We start from the raw sequence: 16,796 nt of genomic DNA, 5'->3' as shown, positions 1-16,796 counted from the left end.
AAAAAGTCGTGCGCACGATGCATGCCACGTTTGGATGGGGATTTTTTATTCTGTTGGACGGCCATATTGAACTCCTAAGCAAGGCGATATTCTAACATGGAAAATACGCTAAATGCTTGATTTATTGTTAAAACAAACTTGAAACCCGTCTCTAAATGAAAAGGGGGGTAAGTTAATTTTTCTTTCATATTTTTCTAATATGTTAAAGGGAGTTCTGAGGCTTTTCTTGAAGCTTCAGCTGCTTCCCCACCCCTCCCCAAATGAAGAGGCATGCGGCTGACAGGCGCTCTCTGGATGCTTCGGAATCAAGGGAATGGACAGCAAAATCTCATCTTCAATCAAACTCAACAGGTCAAAGTGCTGGCTCGCAACTAAAGGCTCCTGCTGATCATCCTCAATTGGAAAGGCATCCGCCTCCGCTTCAGAAGCAACCATGACGAATCGACTCTCTTGAGCCAAGTCCAAGCCACAATCTTGCAAACAACTCTGACAGACCAGGTGAATGCGGCCCTTTACCTCTAATTCCAGAGTTTGACGGGGCTCGGAGCCCGGGGAATCAGCAAAATGGGTCTTTATCTGCCAATAAAAACCATCTCCCGGCTCAATGCTGGAAGCCTCCTCAGCCACCCTGGGCAAGGCTGTCATCTCTAAAAAACCAACCCCTTTGTAGGATTGTGGGGCGCAAAAATCGATCCGGCGCAAAGCGCTCGGATCTGCGGATAGCTCAACTTGAGGTAAAACTTGATTACGATTCATGACATCAGTCTAAATGAAGGCTTCAGCGAAAGTACAAGTAGTGATGAGTAATTCTGAAAAAAAAACTAAATCTTGGCATCCACCTCCGTCTACCGTCGCGAGCTATTGGAGCGCCTTCGCATCCCCTTTTCCGTTGTCTCACCTAGGGTGGATGAAACTCCCTTGCCAAACGAAAGTACTTTGGATTTAGCCTTAAGACTTGCGAAAGCCAAAGCTGCAGCCGTTGCCATGGATCATCCAGACGCCTGGGTGATTGGCTCCGATCAAGTGGCGGACCTCTGTGGGGCCGCGATTGGTAAACCGGGAAACTTTGAACGGGCAATGGCTCAACTACAGCTTATGCGTGGTGCAACAGTTACGTTTCATACGGCGCTCTGCTTAATGCGTGGAGATACCGAGAGCACCTTAAGCATCCCAACCGAGGTGACTTTTCGCAAACTATCCGATGAAGTTCTAGAGGCCTATCTCCATGCGGAAGAGCCCTATGACTGCGCCGGTAGTGCCAAATCTGAAGGCTTAGGAATTTCACTGCTAGAGACCATCAAGAGTGATGATCCTACTGCATTAATTGGTCTGCCTCTGATTGCTCTGAGCGGTCTCTTGCGTGATGCCGGCTTTGTGATTCCAGCGAAGAAATAAAACAAAAAAACAAAACAAAGTTAAATAAATGAGCTCAACACTAGGCACCCTCTTTTTAATCCCCAATACCTTGGGGGATGATGCGCGAGTTGAGCAATTGCCTTGGGTCTTACCAAGCGAAACGATTGCTCAAACATCCAAACTGGTTCATTGGATTGTTGAAGATGCCAAGACTGCGCGAGCTTTTTTAAAAGCAGTCGATAGCGTCTCACCTTTGGCTTGCACTATTCAAGAAATGCAGATGAGTGAGTGGCGTGGCGTAGCCAGAAACACCAAGTACGGTGATGCGGTAAAGCCGATGGATTTACTGAAACCATTAATGGCAGGCAATGATATGGGCCTCATGTCAGAAGCTGGTGTTCCTGGGGTAGCAGACCCTGGCGCAGAGCTCGTGCTCGCTGCCCATAAACTCGGTGCCAAAGTAAAGCCTTTAGTAGGTCCAAGCTCGATTCTATTGGGCCTCATGGCTAGCGGATTAAATGGTCAACGATTTGCGTTTCAGGGATATGTTCCGCATGATGCACAAGACCGCATTGCAAGACTTAAGCAGCTAGAAGTGGAATCTAGAAAATTACAGCAAACTCAAATTTGGATTGAGACACCCTATCGCAACACTGCAATGCTGATGGCCTGCCTCAATACATTGGCCCCACAAACATTGCTCTGTCTTGGCATGGATCTAAGCCTCACAACTGAGACGATTACCACCCTCTCGATTGCCGACTGGCGCAAGCGTTATCCGAACGAAGCAGCATGTGCCTCATTACAAAATAGGCCAGCAGTATTTCTACTGCTAGCCTAATTTTTATTTTCCGATTACTTTGGTGCTTTATTGATTTATCGTTTTTACTGTAGATTGGGCGCCTTAATTAATGTCTTACCAGCTGCAGCACCAACCTCAGCACCAAAGCGCTTAGCAACGCGTTCGGCAAAATTCTCTTTTATGGTGTAGTCCAGAATATCCGGGGCCTTGAAGACATCACGCGCTACTGACTCTACGGTTCCATAGCCATCTACCAAGCCAATTTTAATTGCTTGTTCGCCATTCCAAACGCGGCCAGAGAACATCTCAGGCGTTTCTTTTAAGCGACCGCCGCGCCCTGCTTTCACCACTGCAATAAATTGCTGATGAATCTCATCAATCATGGTTTTAATCATCTCCACTTGTTGTGGATTTTCTTTGGAAAATGGATCCATCATGCCTTTGTTAAAGCCAGCAGTAATCATACGACGCGTCACACCCAACTTATCCATTAGGCCGGTAAAGCCAAAGCCTTCCATGATCACGCCAATGGATCCAACTAGACTGGCCTTGTCCACCAAAATTTGGTCTCCGGCAACTGCAACGTAATAACCGCCTGAAGCGCAAATGTCCTCAACCACGACGTAGAGAGGTTTACTTGGATAGAGCTTGCGTAAGCGGTGAATCTCATCATTCATCATGCCGGCTTGAACCGGAGAACCCCCGGGGCTATTAATGCGCAATACCACCCCTGCACTATTTTCATTTTCGAATGCAGCGGTCAATGATGAGTTGATGTCTAAAGCATTTGCCATAGAGCTGGAGGAAATTTCTCCCTCTAGCGTGACTAAGGCTGTGTGCTTCTCAGCTCCCATACCGCGCCCTGGCAGATGAAAATCGAATACCGCCAGGATCGCACCCACAAAAACAATTAAGGTGAGAATCCTAAATACTGCCTTCCAGCGACGCGCCTTGCGGGTCTCTTTTAAGTTCTCCAACAACAAATGCTCGAGGGCTTGACGCTCCCAGTTTTGATTTGCATTGTCTGGCTGATGTTGATCCATTGCTTTTATTCCTTGCTTGCTAACTTGTGTGTGGTTTAAGTATGGCTTGTTTATGCATTTTTCACAGTGAGGTTCTGGCTTAGCCAGCTAGTCAACTGCGAGACATCATCCACATGAATCAGAGAAGGCGCCTCTTTTAGGGTGCTGGGTGGATGTGCGCCGTAAGTCACTGCCACGGCATCCACTCCAGCATTGGCAGCCATATCCAAATCATGGGTAGTGTCTCCAATCATCAGCATGCGGCGCATCGGCACTTGCATCACATCGGATAACTCTAAGAGCATTCCAGGGTGGGGCTTAGAGAAGGATTCATCTGCAGTGCGGGTTTCATGAAACATCTGCTCCAGTTGGTGATGCTTTAAGGAACGATCCAATCCTACGCGAGATTTACCGGTAGCAACACCCAATAAGTAACCATCATCACGCAAATCTTCTAGCAACTCGCGAATACCTGGAAATAAATCGAGCTCATGGTCCTTAGCTAAATAGTGATAGCGAAAGCGCTCAGTCAACTTTGGGAAATGAATCGGCTCAATCCACGGCACCGCTCTTCTGAGCGAATCCTGTATCCCCAAACCAATTACCGAGCTTGCTAGGGAATCGTCTGGCTCCTTGAAACCTAGATCGCGACAAGCCTGCTGAATGCAATCCACGATAGTCGGGGTGGAATCCATAATGGTTCCATCCCAATCCCACACAATCAGGTCATAACGTCTTTCGGGCTTTTGTTCTTCAATCATTTGGGGCATGGGTTGCTCAGCTCTTTTCAGCCGTCACCTCAAAGTTTTTCATCATTGCCGTAAATTCAGCGGGTAATGGTGATTCGATACGCATCTTCTCACCAGTGCGCGGATGCGTAAAGCCAGCCAAATGGGCATGCAAGTACAAGCGCTTCGATTTAATGATCTTGTCTTGATCCTCAAAGCCGTACTTATCGTCACCTAAGATGGCGTGGCCCAGTTTTTGGAGATGGACTCGAATCTGATGGGTGCGACCCGTTTTAAGCTGAGCCTCAGCCAGAGTAATCGCCGTATCTCCACGCTTCATCGTTTTGACAACACGCAAAGCCGTATGACTTGGTAGCCCATCTGGGTCAACGCGGACACGTCGCTCACCATTAGGCAGCAAATACTTATGGAGCGCGAACTTTAGCTGCATTACGCCGGTACCCTGAGCAATTTCTCCATGAGCAAGCAAGAAATAACGCTTATCTGTCTGCCCCTCGCGGATCTGACGATGCAACTCAACCAAGGCACTGCGTTTTTTAGCTAGAAGCAACACACCCGAGGTATCTCGATCTAAACGATGGACCAATTCAATGAATTTGAGTTCTGGCCGGGTAATGCGCAGGGTTTCAATGACACCAAGGGCGATACCCGATCCACCATGAACCGCTAAACCAGCTGGTTTATTGACTATTAATAAAGCCTCATCTTCAAACAGAATCGGCATTTTGTCGGAATAGCCCTGCGCCCGAGACTTGGTTTGAGCGGTATTAACAGCCGCCATCTGGGCAGGTTCTGCAATGCGAACTGGGGGAACTCGAACTACATCCCCCTCAATTAAGCGGGTAGTTGGCTCAGCCCTTTTCTTATTTACCCGAACTTCGCCAGAGCGAATAATCCGATAAACGTGGCTTTTGGGAACCCCTTTAGCCCAACGCAGAAGGTAATTGTCTAAACGCTGGCCAGCCTCCTCGGGACCAATGGTCTGAAAATGAACGGCAGCGGGAGCGGGCGTTTTTAGCTGTAAAGGCTTGGAAATGGATTCGGGTTTCATGATTTATCTCTCTCGCGACCCCGACAGGGGTCGACAAGGGACTCAACAATACCCCATTGTCCTTCAACTTGTGCCGTATAATCAACGCTCTAGCCAATTTATTGGCCCGAGACTGGCCTAATTCAGGTTTGGATCGTGGAGCTTGGAGTCGCCCTTAATAGACTCCCGGGGTTGCCCCTCCCCCGTTGTAATGAGGCGCAGGGTTGGTGTGCCGTTTGCCGCGACCCGCGATTAGAAGACAGTTTCCAGGCGCGCGCCTGCATTGATGACCTAAAGGAGGTCTCTGCGGCGATCGTCAAGTGTGGCACCGGTTTAATTAAACATGGTGTACCAGGCAGAAGATGCTTGGATTAGCTTGATCCACACTCCAAAGCCGCCAATGGGCTATGCCCCAAGCGGTATCTAACTTGTCCCTAACGCAGCGCGCAGCGACGCACTCCCCAATAGGAGAGTGTTATGAAACGCATGTTATTTAATGCAACTCAACAAGAAGAGTTGCGAGTTGCCATCGTAGATGGTCAAAAACTCATCGATATCGATATCGAAGCTGCCGGTCGTGAACAACGCAAAGGCAATATTTACAAAGGTGTTATTACTCGCATTGAGCCGTCGCTCGAAGCCTGTTTTGTAAATTACGGTGAAGAACGTCATGGCTTCCTGCCATTTAAGGAAGTTGCCCGCACCTACTTTAAAGAGGGTGTTGATGTCCGTAACGCCTCTATTAAAGAAGCGCTACGCGAAGGCCAAGAAATCATTGTTCAGGTGGAAAAAGAAGAGCGTGGCCAAAAAGGCGCCGCCCTCACCTCTTTTGTATCCCTGGCAGGTCGCTATTTGGTATTAATGCCAAATAACCCACGTGGAGGTGGTGTCTCACGTCGTATTGAAGGTGAAGACCGTCAAGAACTCCGTGAAGCGATGTCCCAATTAGAAGTGCCTGATGGCATGAGCATCATTGCTCGTACAGCCGGTATTGGCCGTGATGCCACTGAATTGCAGTGGGACTTAAGCTATCTCATGCAGTTATGGACAGCGATTGATGAAGCCGCTAAAGGCAACTCAGCACCACTATTGATCTACCTCGAATCTAGCTTAGTCATTCGTGCGATTCGTGACTACTTCCAGCCTGATATCGGTGAGATCCTCATCGATACCGATGACATCTACGAGCAAGCTGCTGCGTTTATGTCGGTAGTGATGCCGGATAACTTGCCAAGAGTGAAGCGTTACCAGGACGATGTTCCATTGTTCTCTCGCTTCCAAATTGAGCATCAAATTGAAACAGCATATTCACGCACCGTGCCATTGCCATCTGGCGGCGCGATCGTGATTGACCACACTGAAGCTTTGGTTTCTGTTGACGTCAACTCTGCACGCGCAACTCGCGGCTCTGATATTGAAGAGACTGCAACGCGCACTAACTTAGAAGCTGCTGATGAAATCGCTCGTCAAGCACGTTTACGTGACTTGGGTGGCCTTATCGTCATCGACTTCATTGATATGGAATCGAGCAAGGCACAGAAGGATGTTGAGAATCGCTTACGCGATGCTCTGCGCCATGACCGTGCTCGCGTTCAGATGGGCAAGATCTCCAAGTTTGGCTTGATGGAAATGTCACGCCAGCGCTTGCGCCCTGCCCTGTCTGAAGGCAGCCATGTAACTTGCCCACGTTGTAACGGCACTGGCCATATTCGCGATACTGAATCGTCTGCATTGCAAGTCTTGCGCATCATCCAAGAAGAGGCAATGAAAGAAAACACTGCCGCTATTCATACACAAGTTCCAGTTGAAGTAGCTGCCTTCTTGTTAAATGAGAAGCGCGCTGAAGTGATCAAGATTGAGACTCGCTTCAAAGTCAATGTCTTGATGATTCCAAACAAGCATTTAGAAACACCTCATTACAAGCTAGAGCGTTTACGTCATGACGATCCACGTCTTGACGATCAAAAAGCAAGTTACGTGATGGCAGAAGAAGCTGCGCGCGAACTCGAGACTGATACTGCTGTTAGCCGCAAAGATGCAGAAGTTAAAGCGCGTCCAGAAGCTGCAGTTAAAGGTATTACACCCAATGCACCAGCACCAGTAAGTCAACCGCGTCCTGCACGTGTTGAAAAAGTGACAACTGAAACTGCTAGCACTGGTGGATTCTTTGGATTCATTAAGAGCCTATTCTCTTCATCACCAGCACCAGAGGTGAAGACTGCTCCAAGCGCTCCACGTGGCCGCAATCCGAACAATCGTAACGGCAGTGGCAATAATCGCAATCGTGGTCGTCGCGGTGAACGCAATGATCGCGGTGAGCGTCCAGCAGAAGGTGTAGTAGCAGGCGCAGAAGGTGCGAATGCTCCTCGCGAGGCAGGTTCTGGCAGAGGCCGTCAAGATGGCCGTAACCGCAATGGCAATAATAGCGATCGCAACCAGAGCAATCAAAATCCAAAGCCAGAAAATCAAGCTGCGGTAACTCCTGCTACTGAAGCTGCCCCCGGAACTGATGCTGCCCCTAGCGCAGATGGTGAAGAGCGTCGTGGTCGTGGTCGCAACCGTCGTGGTCGTGGTCGTGGTCAACGTGGTGAACGTACAGAGTCCAATGGTGATGCAGTGATCGATTCCGTTGTAGCGGCAGTAACTTCATTCTCTGGCCCGCCAGTAGGAATGGCTGGAGCATCTGCTTCTATGCCGATTCAGAACATTGCCCAGAGCTTTAGCAATACTGTGGCCGCTGCACCCGTAGCTCCTAAGGAAGTAAAGGAAAGAGCGCCACGTGAGCCAAGAGCACCACGCCAAAGCAATCGCCCCGCTAACACTGCTTCAGCTACTGCCACTCAGACAGTAGCCGCACCAGCACCAGCGATAGAGGTGATTGCAAAGCCAATGCCTGAACTTCCTAAGGTTGCCTTCCAGGCACTAGAAGAAACTCCATTGCATAGCGTTGTGCAGTCTGCTGGCATGGTCTGGGTAGCAACAGACTCTAGCAAGCATCAAGATGCGCAATCACAAATTAAAGCGGAGCCTGAAATTACGCCTGTAGGTAGAGCGCCTAAGGCCCCGGTAAGCCTGCAAAACGGCCCAATGGTTTTAGTTGAAACCGGCGGCCAAGAAAAAACGGTTTAATCCAATTTCTCCAGACTGCTATTTATCCCACAAGGATATTTGGCAGTTTGGCAGAAACACCCTTTCACAGCCATAATTAGCCATGGTTGAAAAAGTAATCCCCATTCGCTTAGATGAAGGCAAAGGCCAAGCGCCTTCCATTCCAGGGCAGCTTGTTGCCGCTAACGTTTTAACCAAAGATACTCGTGGACGCCCTCTGCGCGATTTACGCATCTCCGTTACTGATCGATGCAACTTTCGCTGCACCTATTGCATGCCTAAGGAAATCTTCGACAAGAACTATCCCTACCTCTCTCATAATGAATTACTCAGCTTTGAAGAGATCACTCGTTTAACGACGATCTTCGCCTCACTGGGCGTTGAAAAAATTCGCCTCACGGGTGGCGAGCCCTTGCTTCGCAAAAATCTGGAAGTACTCATCGAGATGCTTGCCAAAATTAGATCTATATCGGGACAACCCCTTGATTTAACGCTGACCACTAACGGCAGTGTTTTGCGCAAAAAAGCGGTTGCATTAAAAGCGGCTGGCTTACAGCGCCTCACCATTAGTCTTGATGGCCTCAATGAGCATATCTTCAAAAAAATGAATGATGTTGACTTTCCAGTAACGGATGTCCTCGATGGTATTGCTGCGGCCCAGGAGGCTGGCTTTACTAATCTCAAAGTCAATATGGTTGTTAAGAAGGGTACAAACGATCAAGAGATTATTGCGATGGCGAAGCACTTTAAAGGTGGCGGCATCACTCTGCGCTTTATTGAGTTTATGGATGTCGGGAGTTCCAATGGCTGGGATATGTCACAAGTACTTCCATCCCAAGAAGTTGCCGATCGAATTAATGCAATCTTTCCGATAGAGCCTATTGAAGCCAACTATCCCGGTGAAGTTGCTCAACGCTGGCGCTATATCGATGGCTCTGGTGAAATTGGTTTTATTTCTAGCGTGACCCAAACCTTCTGTCATGAGTGCACACGCGCGCGTATTTCCACTGATGGACAACTCTATCTTTGCTTATTTGCAAACGAAGGATTTGATTTCAAAACGCTGTTGCGCTCAGGTAAAAGCGATCTTGAAATTGCCAATGCCATCATGACAACATGGGCGGGACGCGAGGACCACTATTCAGAAATTCGGGGATCAAATACGATCGACCTCAAGGGGATCCGAAAAGTAGAAATGTCATACATCGGCGGCTAATGATTACTGCAAATCAAATTACTGGGCTCATCTTGGCAGGCGGTCGTGCTCAGCGCATGGGTGGCATTGATAAGGGGCTAATCCCCTTTCATGGCAAGCCCCTCATTGAATCTACTATCACCCGCCTGAAACCTCAAGTCAGCACTATTCTTATTAATGCTAACCGTAGCATCACGAAGTACTCACACTACGGCTATCCAGTACTCATGGATGAAACCCCGGACTTCTCTGGCCCCTTAGCGGGTTTTTCGGTGGGCCTAAAGCATTGCAAATCACCCTACTTATTAACATCTCCTTGCGACTCCCCCCTCTTGCCAACTGATCTTGCTGAAAAAATGGCAGGTGAACTGGAGGGTAAAAATTTAGAGTTAGTCTTTGCCTCTTCAAAAGAAGATGACGGAAAGATTTGGTCACAACCAGTTTTCTGTTTAATGAGGAGAGATTTAAAAGACTCTCTGGATACTTTTTTAAGCAAAGGGGATTTGAAGATTGATCGCTGGTTTAAGGAATTGCGGTCTGGCACTGTGGTGTTTGAAAACGCTCAAGCATTTGCCAATGTGAATACACCTGAAGAGTTGGCAGCTTTAGAGGAAGTGTCTCAGTGACTGATTTAAAGTATTACTCCCCCAATAATCCGATCCTACTCACCGGGTCTTTGCATGTTGACGAGGCTCGCAAGGCTATTGCAAGCCTAGTAACCGATCTACTGCATGCAGCTCGCAGCATGAATAATGCGGGCGATATTGAGTCTGCGACTTTGGACCAAGCAATCAACCGCATTCTGGCAGAAGGCTTACTCTCACCCATCGATGTACCTGCTGCTGATAACTCTGCAATGGATGGCTTTGCATTGAATGGAGATTGTCTGGGCGATAGCGATAACACTGTCACGCTCAAGGTCGTTGGTACTGCTTATGCTGGCAAACCTTATGTTGGCAAGCTTGGTCCGGGAGAGTGTCTCAAGATCATGACCGGCGCACTCATGCCCGATGGCTGTGACACCGTTATTCCACAAGAATTGACTGAATCCGCAGATGCGTCACTTGCACGCTTCAAACAAAATCAAGTCAAGCGCGGAGAAAACCGACGCTTACGCGGCGAAGATTTACAAAACGGCAAGGCGGCCATTGTTGCTGGACGTTTACTGCGCCCTTCTGACCTTGGCCTAGCAGCCTCTTTAGGTATTGCAACACTCAAAGTTCACCGCAAACTGAGGGTGGCCATTTTATCCTCCGGAGATGAATTACGCCCCCTCGGTCAAGCTTTGGATGTAGGCAGTATTTATGACAGTAATCGCTATAGCCTCACCGGCCTACTTAATCGTCTCAATTTAGAGATCATCGATTGCGGCATTGTCCGCGATGATCCCGCCTCGCTGAAGGCGGCATTTATAGATGCAGCGTCGAAGGCAGACGTCCTGATTTCTTCTGGCGGCGTTTCCGTTGGCGAAGCCGACTTTACCAAGCAAATTATGCAAGAACTCGGTGATGTTGGGTTCTGGAAAATCGCCATGCGCCCAGGACGCCCTATGGCCTTTGGGGTACTGAAGCCGGTTCAGGGATCTAACCGCAAGACCCTCTTCTTTGGCCTGCCTGGCAACCCAGTAGCAGTCATGGTGACCTTCTACCAATTTGTACGCTCCGCTTTATTGCAACTCAATGGTGCAAGCCAGACTGAGCCGCCAATGACTCAAGCGATCGCCGAGGCGCCGATTCGAAAAAAACCAGGTCGCACAGAATTTCAACGCGCTATTTTGGGGCGTGGGGCCGATGGAAAGCCAACAGTCAAACTCACTGGTAGCCAAGGGGCTGGAATATTGCGATCTATGAGTGAGGCAAATTGCTTCGTCATCCTCTCTCACGAGCAAGGAAATATTGCGGCTGGTGACTGGGTAGATGTGGCGCTTTTCGACGGACTGCTTTAATATTGCTCCTCATGAAACTCACCAAAAAAGAAATCGCCTTCGTAGACCCAATGCATACCGCCAAAACCCTGGTTTTGGTTTATCTTTGCTTCTCAGTTCCGATTGTGTTGTTGGCACTATTTGTAGCCTTCATTCGCGACGGCGCAATCCCTGGATTTACCGTGCTCTCAGCATTAATTCTCAATGCCCTGCTCGGCTTTGCTTTGCTGTGGATTGCCTGCAAGGTCTACAACTGGGTGGCAGGTAAATTTGGCGGAATTGAACTTGCACTCCGCGAGCTCCCAGAAGAAATCGAAGCCGACTGATTTCCGAGTCGACTTCGCTTCAGTGCATTAAGTACTAAACACTTCAGCATTAATTAAACTTGGCGGCCTCTTACCAGCAAGTGCAGCGCATAAATTTTCAATAGCTAGATCCACCATTGCTCTACGAGTTTTTTCAGTAGCACTCGCAATATGTGGAGCCAATACAATATTCCTACACTTGAGTAACTCTGGATGTACCTGAGGCTCACCCTCAAAAACATCCAAGCCGGCAGCAAAGATCTTTCCTTCTTGCAATGCTTGCGCTAAAGCACCATCATCCACAATACCGCCGCGAGCAATGTTAATCAGGGTGGCAGTGGGTTTCATCAGGGCAATTTCTGGCGCACCAATCGTATGATGATTTTGTGTGGTGTAAGGCAAGACCAGTACGACGTGATCGGCAGTGCGGAGTAATTCTTCTTTAGAAACGTAAGTTGCTCCACAAGCTTGTTCATCCGCATCTGACAGATGACTGCGATTGTGATAAATCACTTTCATTCCAAAGCCTAAACCGCGCTTAGCAATGCCTTGGCCAATCCGACCCATGCCAATGATGCCAACAGTACTGTGATGTAAATCCATGCCGAGTGGGTTATTCACAATCGACCATTGATCCCACTTTCCGCCCCTCACCCAATGCTCGGATTCAGTAATACGTCTAGCAGTGGCCATCAGCAAAGCAAAACCAAAATCGGCCGTGGTATCCGTAAGAACATCAGGGGTATTGGTGGCCATAACACCTGCCGCAGTCATGGCTGGCACATCAAAGTTGTTGTATCCAACTGAGATATTGGCAATCACCTTCAAATTGGTAGCCTGAGATAAAGCAGAAGCATCAATTCGTTCGCTACCAGCAACTAGAGCTCCCTCTACCTCTGAAAGCGCCTTCTGCAGCTCTTCAGGGGTCAAAATTTTGTCGGACTGGTTAGAGCAAACCTCAAAGGATTCCTCTAATTTGGCCAGCGCTTCTGGAAAGATAGCTCTTGCAACCAGAATTTTGGGTTTAGTAGATGGAAAAGTGGGGTTGGCTTGAGTGGTCATAGCGTGACTTTAACTCAACTAAATTGAACCTTTCGTCGGAAAAATAAGCTGATTCGGCTAAAATTGAGTTTTTATAACTTGGCAGTCCATTAACCTGGGCTCCTTACCTGTAAACCATCATGACTTACGTTGTTACTGAAGCCTGCATCCGCTGCAAATACACAGACTGTGTTGATGTCTGCCCTGTCGATTGTTTTCGCGAAGGCCCTAATTTTTTAGTCATCGATCCAGATGAGTGCATTGATTGCGCAGTATGCGTACCCGAGTGCCCAGTCAATGCGATTTATGCGGAAGATGATGTACCAGGAGATCAACAGTCATTTATCAAATTGAATGCAGATCTATCCCCGGGATGGACTTCGATCACCAAATCTAAAGCAGCATTGCCAGAAGCCGAAGAGTGGAAAGACGTTAAAAACAAACTTGATCAACTGGTAAAGTAAATTGCACCCCACCATTGAAACCGATGCAGTCATTATTGGCGCCGGTCCGGTGGGGCTCTTCCAAGTCTTCGAACTTGGACTCCTTGAAATTAAAGCGCATGTCATTGACTCCCTGCCTGAAGTAGGCGGTCAATGCATCGAGCTTTATCCAGATAAACCCATCTATGACATTCCGGCGATACCAGTTTGCACGGGTCGTGAGCTGGCTAGTAATCTCTTAAAACAAATTGAGCCATTTGCTCCGCAGTTTCATTTAAATCAAGAGGTCTCCACTCTTGAGAAACAAGCTGATGGGCGCTTTCTGATTGGGACCTCTCAAAATCAACGCTTTTTATCCAAGACGGTGTTTATTGCCGCTGGCGTCGGAGCGTTTCAGCCGAGAACCCTCAATCTAGAAGGCATTGAGGCTTTTGTAGACAAACAAGTGTTCTATCGCGTGAGAGACCCAGAGCAATTCGCAGGAAAAAAGATAGTGATTTGCGGTGGCGGAGATTCCGCGCTGGATTGGGCGCTGAACTTTGTTGGCAAAGCTGCCAGCGTGACACTCATTCATCGCAGAGATGACTTCAAGGCAACGCCTCAATCCGTCGCTAAGATGCGGGCACTATGCGCTGCTGGAGAAATGCAATTATTGATTGGCCAAATCACCGGTTTTGAATCTTCCAACGGATATCTCACTGACATTGCGGTCACCAATATTGATGGTGAAGTTCATGTGATTGCCTTAGATGCACTCTTACTCTTTTATGGCCTATCCCCAAAATTAGGTCCAATTGCGGACTGGGGTTTGGATATCGATCGCAAACAAATCGCTGTAGATACTGCTTGCTTTCAAACTAGTACACCAGGTATTTACGCTGTCGGGGATATCAATATTTACCCTGGCAAGAAAAAACTCATTTTGTCGGGCTTTCATGAAGCGGCTTTGGCAGCCTTTGCCGCAGCGGCCTACCTTGCCCCCGAAAAGCAGATTCAACTCCAGTACACCACTACCTCCCCTAAGCTACACAAGGCACTTGGGGTAAGTCCAACAACATTCGAGTAAGCTCTCAATATCACTGAATCATTTGACTGAATAAACCGATGCGTCAATATCACAACCTCATGAAGGAAGTCCTTGCAAAAGGCGTCCTAAAAGCCGATAGAACCGGTACCGGGACCATCTCCATCTTTGGCCACCAGATGCGCTTTAATCTGGCCGAAGGCTTTCCGATGGTGACTACCAAGAAGCTACATCTCAAGTCCATTATTTTGGAATTGCTCTGGTTTCTCAAAGGCAGCACTGATAACAATTGGCTTAAAGAGCGTGGCGTTTCCATTTGGAATGAATGGGCGGCACCCGATGGTGATTTAGGCCCTATTTATGGCTATCAGTGGCGCTCTTGGCCCGCCCCGAATGGTGAGCATATTGATCAGATCGCTGAGGTCGTAGAGACTCTTAAAAAGAATCCAGACTCTCGTCGCATTATTGTTTCTGCCTGGAATGTGGCTGATATCCCTCGCATGGCCTTAGCGCCTTGCCACGCCTTCTTTCAGTTCTACGTAGCCGATGGCAAGCTCTCCTGCCAACTCTATCAACGTAGTGCGGATATCTTCTTGGGTGTACCTTTCAATATCGCTAGCTATGCCCTACTGACCCACATGATGGCGCAACAGTGCAATCTAGAAGTAGGTGATTTTGTTTGGACTGGTGGTGACTGCCATCTTTATAGCAATCACCTGGAACAAGTAGATCTCCAGTTATCAAGAGACTGGTATTCATTGCCTCAGCTCAAGATTTTGCGTAAGCCAGACTCAATCTTTGATTACGAGTTCGAGGATTTTGAAATCACCGGCTATGAATCTCACCCTGCCATTAAAGCTCCTGTAGCCGTTTAAGAAAATAGATTACTTATGACTGCAGCTACACACCCTGCCATCTCCATGATTGTTGCCCGCTCGCGTAATCACGTGATTGGTAGAGACAATCAAATGCCTTGGAAGATTTCTGCTGACTTGCAGTTCTTTAAAAAAGTGACGATGGGCCACCCAGTCATCATGGGTCGCAAGACTTGGGAATCAATTGGTCGCCCACTGCCAGGACGTCGCAATATTGTGGTGAGTCGTAATACTGACCTACAACTGGCAGGCGCCGAAGTGGTCAACTCCCTAGGCGCAGCGATCAATACCTTAAACGAATTTCCTAGGGTATTTGTCATTGGTGGGGAGCAACTCTTCACCCAGGCTTTTCCGAAAGCAGATCGTCTCTACATTACTGAAATTGATATCGATGTAGAGGGTGGTGACACCTTTTTTGCCGTACCAAATGAATCCGAATGGAAAGAGGTGGAGCGCACTCCAGCTTCTGAGGGCGACATTACTTTTAACTTTATTACACTCGAAAGACAGTAAACGCGCATTCCCCATCATTTTGATAGGACTCGCACGAATGCCGACTCAAGGCCAATAGCGGTCGGTAAAGCGGGGGATTGAAAATCCTTGTGTCGGTAGTTCGATTCCGCCTGGGCTACCTAGAACGACCAAAACCACCTTCTAGTGGTTTTTTCATATTTTTTGAGGTAAAAAGATACTATGACCAGCCGCTCCAAGGAGGCAAAAATGAATTCCCGTCGTAATGCACTCAAGATGTTCGGCGCAGTTTCTTTGTTGTCTATGCTTGAAGCTAAAACAGTATTGGCGGCAGGCGATAAACAACCCCCAATTCTTGCAAATGTAATGACTCCCGATACGGCGCTTAAGCGACTAACGGATGGCAATAAGAGGTATGCTTCTGGCAAATCGAATATTCGCGATTTCTCTAAAACTAGAGTGGCGTTGGCCAAAGGCCAAAATCCTTACGCTTCTATACTCTCATGTGCAGACTCTAGAGTGACTCCAGAGTTATGTTTTGATGAGGGTCGCGGCGATTTATTTGTAAACCGCCTAGCGGGTAACTTTGTTACCCCGGATATTTTAGCGAGCATCGAATATGGCTCTGCAGTGCTAGGAGCTTCTGTCATTATGGTCTTGGGCCATTCGGAGTGTGGCGCAATCAAGGCAGCTATTGATGCAGATAAAAATCACACTGATTATCCAGGCCATATTCAGAGCATTACAACCGCATTAAATCCTGCTGTAAAAGCAGGTCTAAAAAATGGCGGTGATTTACTGAACGCAACTACATTAGAAAATATCAAAATGAATGTGGCTATACTCAAAGACTCAGCCCCTCTATTAAGAAAATTAGTTCAGGATAAGAAACTTATCGTGGTTGGCGGCCTATACCATCTAGATACGGGCAAAGTTGATTTAGTTGCCTGAGTAGTTCTAGAGTCAGGCATCCTAGCCCCTAGTCGCCCCCACCCCGAGCCACCGAGAAACACCAAAACCACCTTTTGAACTGACCCCCAGTAGTTGGACAGTCTAGTTAGGTTAGCACGAGGGATTGAGTTCGGTAATTTACCGGACTTAATCCCTTTAGTTTTTGTTTGATTCGATCATGGTTGTAGTAGTGGATGTATTCCTTTAGTTCTGTTTTAAATGATTCGATACTTTCAAACCTCCTCCGATAGAAGAACTCTGTTTTCATAATCCCAAACCAGTTTTCCATAACTGCGTTGTCTAAGCAGTTACCTTTTCTAGACATGCTTTGAGTAATGCCCTGCTTGTGCAAGGCCTGTTGATAAAGCCCCATCTGGTATTGCCAGCCCTGGTCTGAGTGCAGCATGGGTTTATCTTTTGGTTTGAGTTGTTTAAATGCGCTTTGAAGCATCCGCATGACTGAGCTAATCTGTGGCCGATCAGCAATCTCATAGGAGACG

At 47.9% G+C, this 16,796-nt stretch carries 19 protein-coding genes; 12 read left to right on the top strand and 7 right to left on the bottom strand.

The window, feature by feature from the left end; genetic code table 11:
* Both rpmF and CBI30_RS10390 read right to left on the bottom strand, forming a co-directional pair.
* Nucleotides 1–65: 50S ribosomal protein L32 (rpmF, locus tag CBI30_RS11070; RefSeq protein WP_143744391.1), on the bottom strand; the 65-nt coding region annotated here is incomplete at its 3' end.
* 169 nt (nucleotides 66–234) lie between these two features.
* Entirely contained in the window at nucleotides 235–756 is a 522-nt protein-coding gene (locus CBI30_RS10390; RefSeq protein WP_088528227.1) for a YceD family protein, read from the bottom strand.
* 69 nt (nucleotides 757–825) lie between these two features.
* On the opposite strand from CBI30_RS10390, the gene CBI30_RS10385 reads away from it, so the two are divergent.
* Nucleotides 826–1,395 (top strand): Maf family nucleotide pyrophosphatase, encoded by a 570-nt coding sequence (locus CBI30_RS10385; protein ID WP_088528226.1) that lies wholly within the window; start codon nucleotides 826–828, stop codon nucleotides 1,393–1,395.
* A gap of 28 nt (nucleotides 1,396–1,423) precedes the next feature.
* On the top strand, nucleotides 1,424–2,197 hold the full coding sequence (locus CBI30_RS10380) for an SAM-dependent methyltransferase (protein ID WP_088528225.1): 774 nt from the start codon (nucleotides 1,424–1,426) through the stop codon (nucleotides 2,195–2,197).
* Nucleotides 2,198–2,241: 44 nt separating this feature from the next.
* Here CBI30_RS10380 and CBI30_RS10375 read toward each other — a convergent pair whose 3' ends face one another.
* The 3 genes from CBI30_RS10375 to CBI30_RS10365 are packed head-to-tail and all read right to left on the bottom strand — an operon-like array spanning nucleotide 2,242 to nucleotide 4,980.
* Nucleotides 2,242–3,201, bottom strand: coding sequence for a S49 family peptidase (locus tag CBI30_RS10375; RefSeq protein ID WP_088528224.1), 960 nt, complete (start codon nucleotides 3,199–3,201; stop codon nucleotides 2,242–2,244).
* A 50-nt stretch (nucleotides 3,202–3,251) separates the two neighbouring features.
* Nucleotides 3,252–3,941: an HAD-IIIA family hydrolase gene (locus CBI30_RS10370; RefSeq protein WP_088528228.1), complete on the bottom strand. Its 690-nt coding sequence runs from the start codon at nucleotides 3,939–3,941 to the stop codon at nucleotides 3,252–3,254.
* A 16-nt stretch (nucleotides 3,942–3,957) separates the two neighbouring features.
* Nucleotides 3,958–4,980 (bottom strand): RluA family pseudouridine synthase, encoded by a 1,023-nt coding sequence (locus CBI30_RS10365; RefSeq protein WP_088528223.1) that lies wholly within the window; start codon nucleotides 4,978–4,980, stop codon nucleotides 3,958–3,960.
* A gap of 456 nt (nucleotides 4,981–5,436) precedes the next feature.
* On the opposite strand from CBI30_RS10365, the gene CBI30_RS10360 reads away from it, so the two are divergent.
* The 5 genes from CBI30_RS10360 to CBI30_RS10340 all read left to right on the top strand — a co-directional run bounded on the left by CBI30_RS10360 (nucleotide 5,437) and on the right by CBI30_RS10340 (nucleotide 11,512).
* Nucleotides 5,437–8,088: a ribonuclease E/G gene (locus CBI30_RS10360; RefSeq protein ID WP_088528222.1), complete on the top strand. Its 2,652-nt coding sequence runs from the start codon at nucleotides 5,437–5,439 to the stop codon at nucleotides 8,086–8,088.
* An 82-nt stretch (nucleotides 8,089–8,170) separates the two neighbouring features.
* The gene (gene moaA, locus CBI30_RS10355; RefSeq protein WP_088528221.1) at nucleotides 8,171–9,283 is read left to right on the top strand and encodes a GTP 3',8-cyclase MoaA; all 1,113 of its coding nucleotides are present in this window, start codon (nucleotides 8,171–8,173) and stop codon (nucleotides 9,281–9,283) included.
* A complete protein-coding gene (mobA, locus tag CBI30_RS10350) occupies nucleotides 9,283–9,888 on the top strand; it encodes a molybdenum cofactor guanylyltransferase MobA (RefSeq protein ID WP_088528220.1) in 606 nt (201 codons plus the stop codon). Before moaA ends, mobA begins: the two co-directional genes overlap by 1 nt.
* Complete coding sequence (gene moeA, locus CBI30_RS10345) at nucleotides 9,885–11,207, top strand: molybdopterin molybdotransferase MoeA (protein WP_088528219.1); 1,323 nt, start codon at nucleotides 9,885–9,887, stop codon at nucleotides 11,205–11,207. Before mobA ends, moeA begins: the two co-directional genes overlap by 4 nt.
* Before the next feature lie 11 nt (nucleotides 11,208–11,218).
* The gene (locus CBI30_RS10340; RefSeq protein ID WP_015421612.1) at nucleotides 11,219–11,512 is read left to right on the top strand and encodes a hypothetical protein; all 294 of its coding nucleotides are present in this window, start codon (nucleotides 11,219–11,221) and stop codon (nucleotides 11,510–11,512) included.
* 27 nt (nucleotides 11,513–11,539) lie between these two features.
* Here CBI30_RS10340 and CBI30_RS10335 read toward each other — a convergent pair whose 3' ends face one another.
* The gene (locus tag CBI30_RS10335) at nucleotides 11,540–12,553 is read right to left on the bottom strand and encodes a 2-hydroxyacid dehydrogenase (protein WP_088528218.1); all 1,014 of its coding nucleotides are present in this window, start codon (nucleotides 12,551–12,553) and stop codon (nucleotides 11,540–11,542) included.
* 119 nt (nucleotides 12,554–12,672) lie between these two features.
* Between CBI30_RS10335 and fdxA the strand changes: the two genes are divergently transcribed.
* The 5 genes from fdxA (at nucleotide 12,673) to CBI30_RS10310 (ending at nucleotide 16,296) form a co-directional block, all read left to right on the top strand.
* Nucleotides 12,673–12,996, top strand: a complete 324-nt coding sequence (gene fdxA / locus CBI30_RS10330; RefSeq protein WP_088528217.1) for a ferredoxin FdxA — start codon at nucleotides 12,673–12,675, stop codon at nucleotides 12,994–12,996.
* A gap of 1 nt (nucleotide 12,997) precedes the next feature.
* Nucleotides 12,998–14,041 (top strand): NAD(P)/FAD-dependent oxidoreductase, encoded by a 1,044-nt coding sequence (locus CBI30_RS10325; protein ID WP_088528216.1) that lies wholly within the window; start codon nucleotides 12,998–13,000, stop codon nucleotides 14,039–14,041.
* Between the two features lie 38 nt (nucleotides 14,042–14,079).
* The gene (locus CBI30_RS10320) at nucleotides 14,080–14,874 is read left to right on the top strand and encodes a thymidylate synthase (RefSeq protein WP_088528215.1); all 795 of its coding nucleotides are present in this window, start codon (nucleotides 14,080–14,082) and stop codon (nucleotides 14,872–14,874) included.
* Nucleotides 14,875–14,889: 15 nt separating this feature from the next.
* Nucleotides 14,890–15,387 carry a dihydrofolate reductase gene (locus CBI30_RS10315; protein ID WP_088528214.1) on the top strand — a complete coding sequence of 166 codons (498 nt, stop codon included), beginning with the start codon at nucleotides 14,890–14,892 and terminating at the stop codon, nucleotides 15,385–15,387.
* Nucleotides 15,388–15,594: 207 nt separating this feature from the next.
* Nucleotides 15,595–16,296: a carbonic anhydrase gene (locus tag CBI30_RS10310; RefSeq protein ID WP_240553574.1), complete on the top strand. Its 702-nt coding sequence runs from the start codon at nucleotides 15,595–15,597 to the stop codon at nucleotides 16,294–16,296.
* A gap of 106 nt (nucleotides 16,297–16,402) precedes the next feature.
* Here CBI30_RS10310 and CBI30_RS10305 read toward each other — a convergent pair.
* The coding region (locus CBI30_RS10305) for an IS3 family transposase (protein ID WP_143744390.1) at nucleotides 16,403–16,796 on the bottom strand (394 nt) is incomplete at its 5' end.

It is taken from the genome of Polynucleobacter aenigmaticus, assembly GCF_002206635.1.
Taxonomy (GTDB): Bacteria; Pseudomonadota; Gammaproteobacteria; order Burkholderiales; family Burkholderiaceae; genus Polynucleobacter; species Polynucleobacter aenigmaticus.
The sequence above is the reverse complement of the archived record's forward strand: the minus strand, read 5'-3'. Positions and strand labels throughout refer to the sequence as shown.

What these genes read in the sequence shown, in the direction of transcription:
- CBI30_RS10390 (WP_088528227.1), bottom strand. Translation starts at nt 756, where the DNA reads ATGAATCGTAATCAAGTTTTACCTCAAGTTGAGCTATCCGCAGATCCG.
- CBI30_RS10380 (WP_088528225.1), top strand. Translation starts at nt 1,424, where the DNA reads ATGAGCTCAACACTAGGCACCCTCTTTTTAATCCCCAATACCTTGGGG.
- CBI30_RS10375 (WP_088528224.1), bottom strand. Translation starts at nt 3,201, where the DNA reads ATGGATCAACATCAGCCAGACAATGCAAATCAAAACTGGGAGCGTCAA.
- CBI30_RS10370 (WP_088528228.1), bottom strand. Translation starts at nt 3,941, where the DNA reads ATGATTGAAGAACAAAAGCCCGAAAGACGTTATGACCTGATTGTGTGG.
- CBI30_RS10365 (WP_088528223.1), bottom strand. Translation starts at nt 4,980, where the DNA reads ATGAAACCCGAATCCATTTCCAAGCCTTTACAGCTAAAAACGCCCGCT.
- CBI30_RS10360 (WP_088528222.1), top strand. Translation starts at nt 5,437, where the DNA reads ATGAAACGCATGTTATTTAATGCAACTCAACAAGAAGAGTTGCGAGTT.
- moaA (WP_088528221.1), top strand. Translation starts at nt 8,171, where the DNA reads ATGGTTGAAAAAGTAATCCCCATTCGCTTAGATGAAGGCAAAGGCCAA.
- mobA (WP_088528220.1), top strand. Translation starts at nt 9,283, where the DNA reads ATGATTACTGCAAATCAAATTACTGGGCTCATCTTGGCAGGCGGTCGT.
- CBI30_RS10340 (WP_015421612.1), top strand. Translation starts at nt 11,219, where the DNA reads ATGAAACTCACCAAAAAAGAAATCGCCTTCGTAGACCCAATGCATACC.
- CBI30_RS10335 (WP_088528218.1), bottom strand. Translation starts at nt 12,553, where the DNA reads ATGACCACTCAAGCCAACCCCACTTTTCCATCTACTAAACCCAAAATT.
- fdxA (WP_088528217.1), top strand. Translation starts at nt 12,673, where the DNA reads ATGACTTACGTTGTTACTGAAGCCTGCATCCGCTGCAAATACACAGAC.
- CBI30_RS10320 (WP_088528215.1), top strand. Translation starts at nt 14,080, where the DNA reads ATGCGTCAATATCACAACCTCATGAAGGAAGTCCTTGCAAAAGGCGTC.
- CBI30_RS10315 (WP_088528214.1), top strand. Translation starts at nt 14,890, where the DNA reads ATGACTGCAGCTACACACCCTGCCATCTCCATGATTGTTGCCCGCTCG.
- CBI30_RS10310 (WP_240553574.1), top strand. Translation starts at nt 15,595, where the DNA reads ATGAATTCCCGTCGTAATGCACTCAAGATGTTCGGCGCAGTTTCTTTG.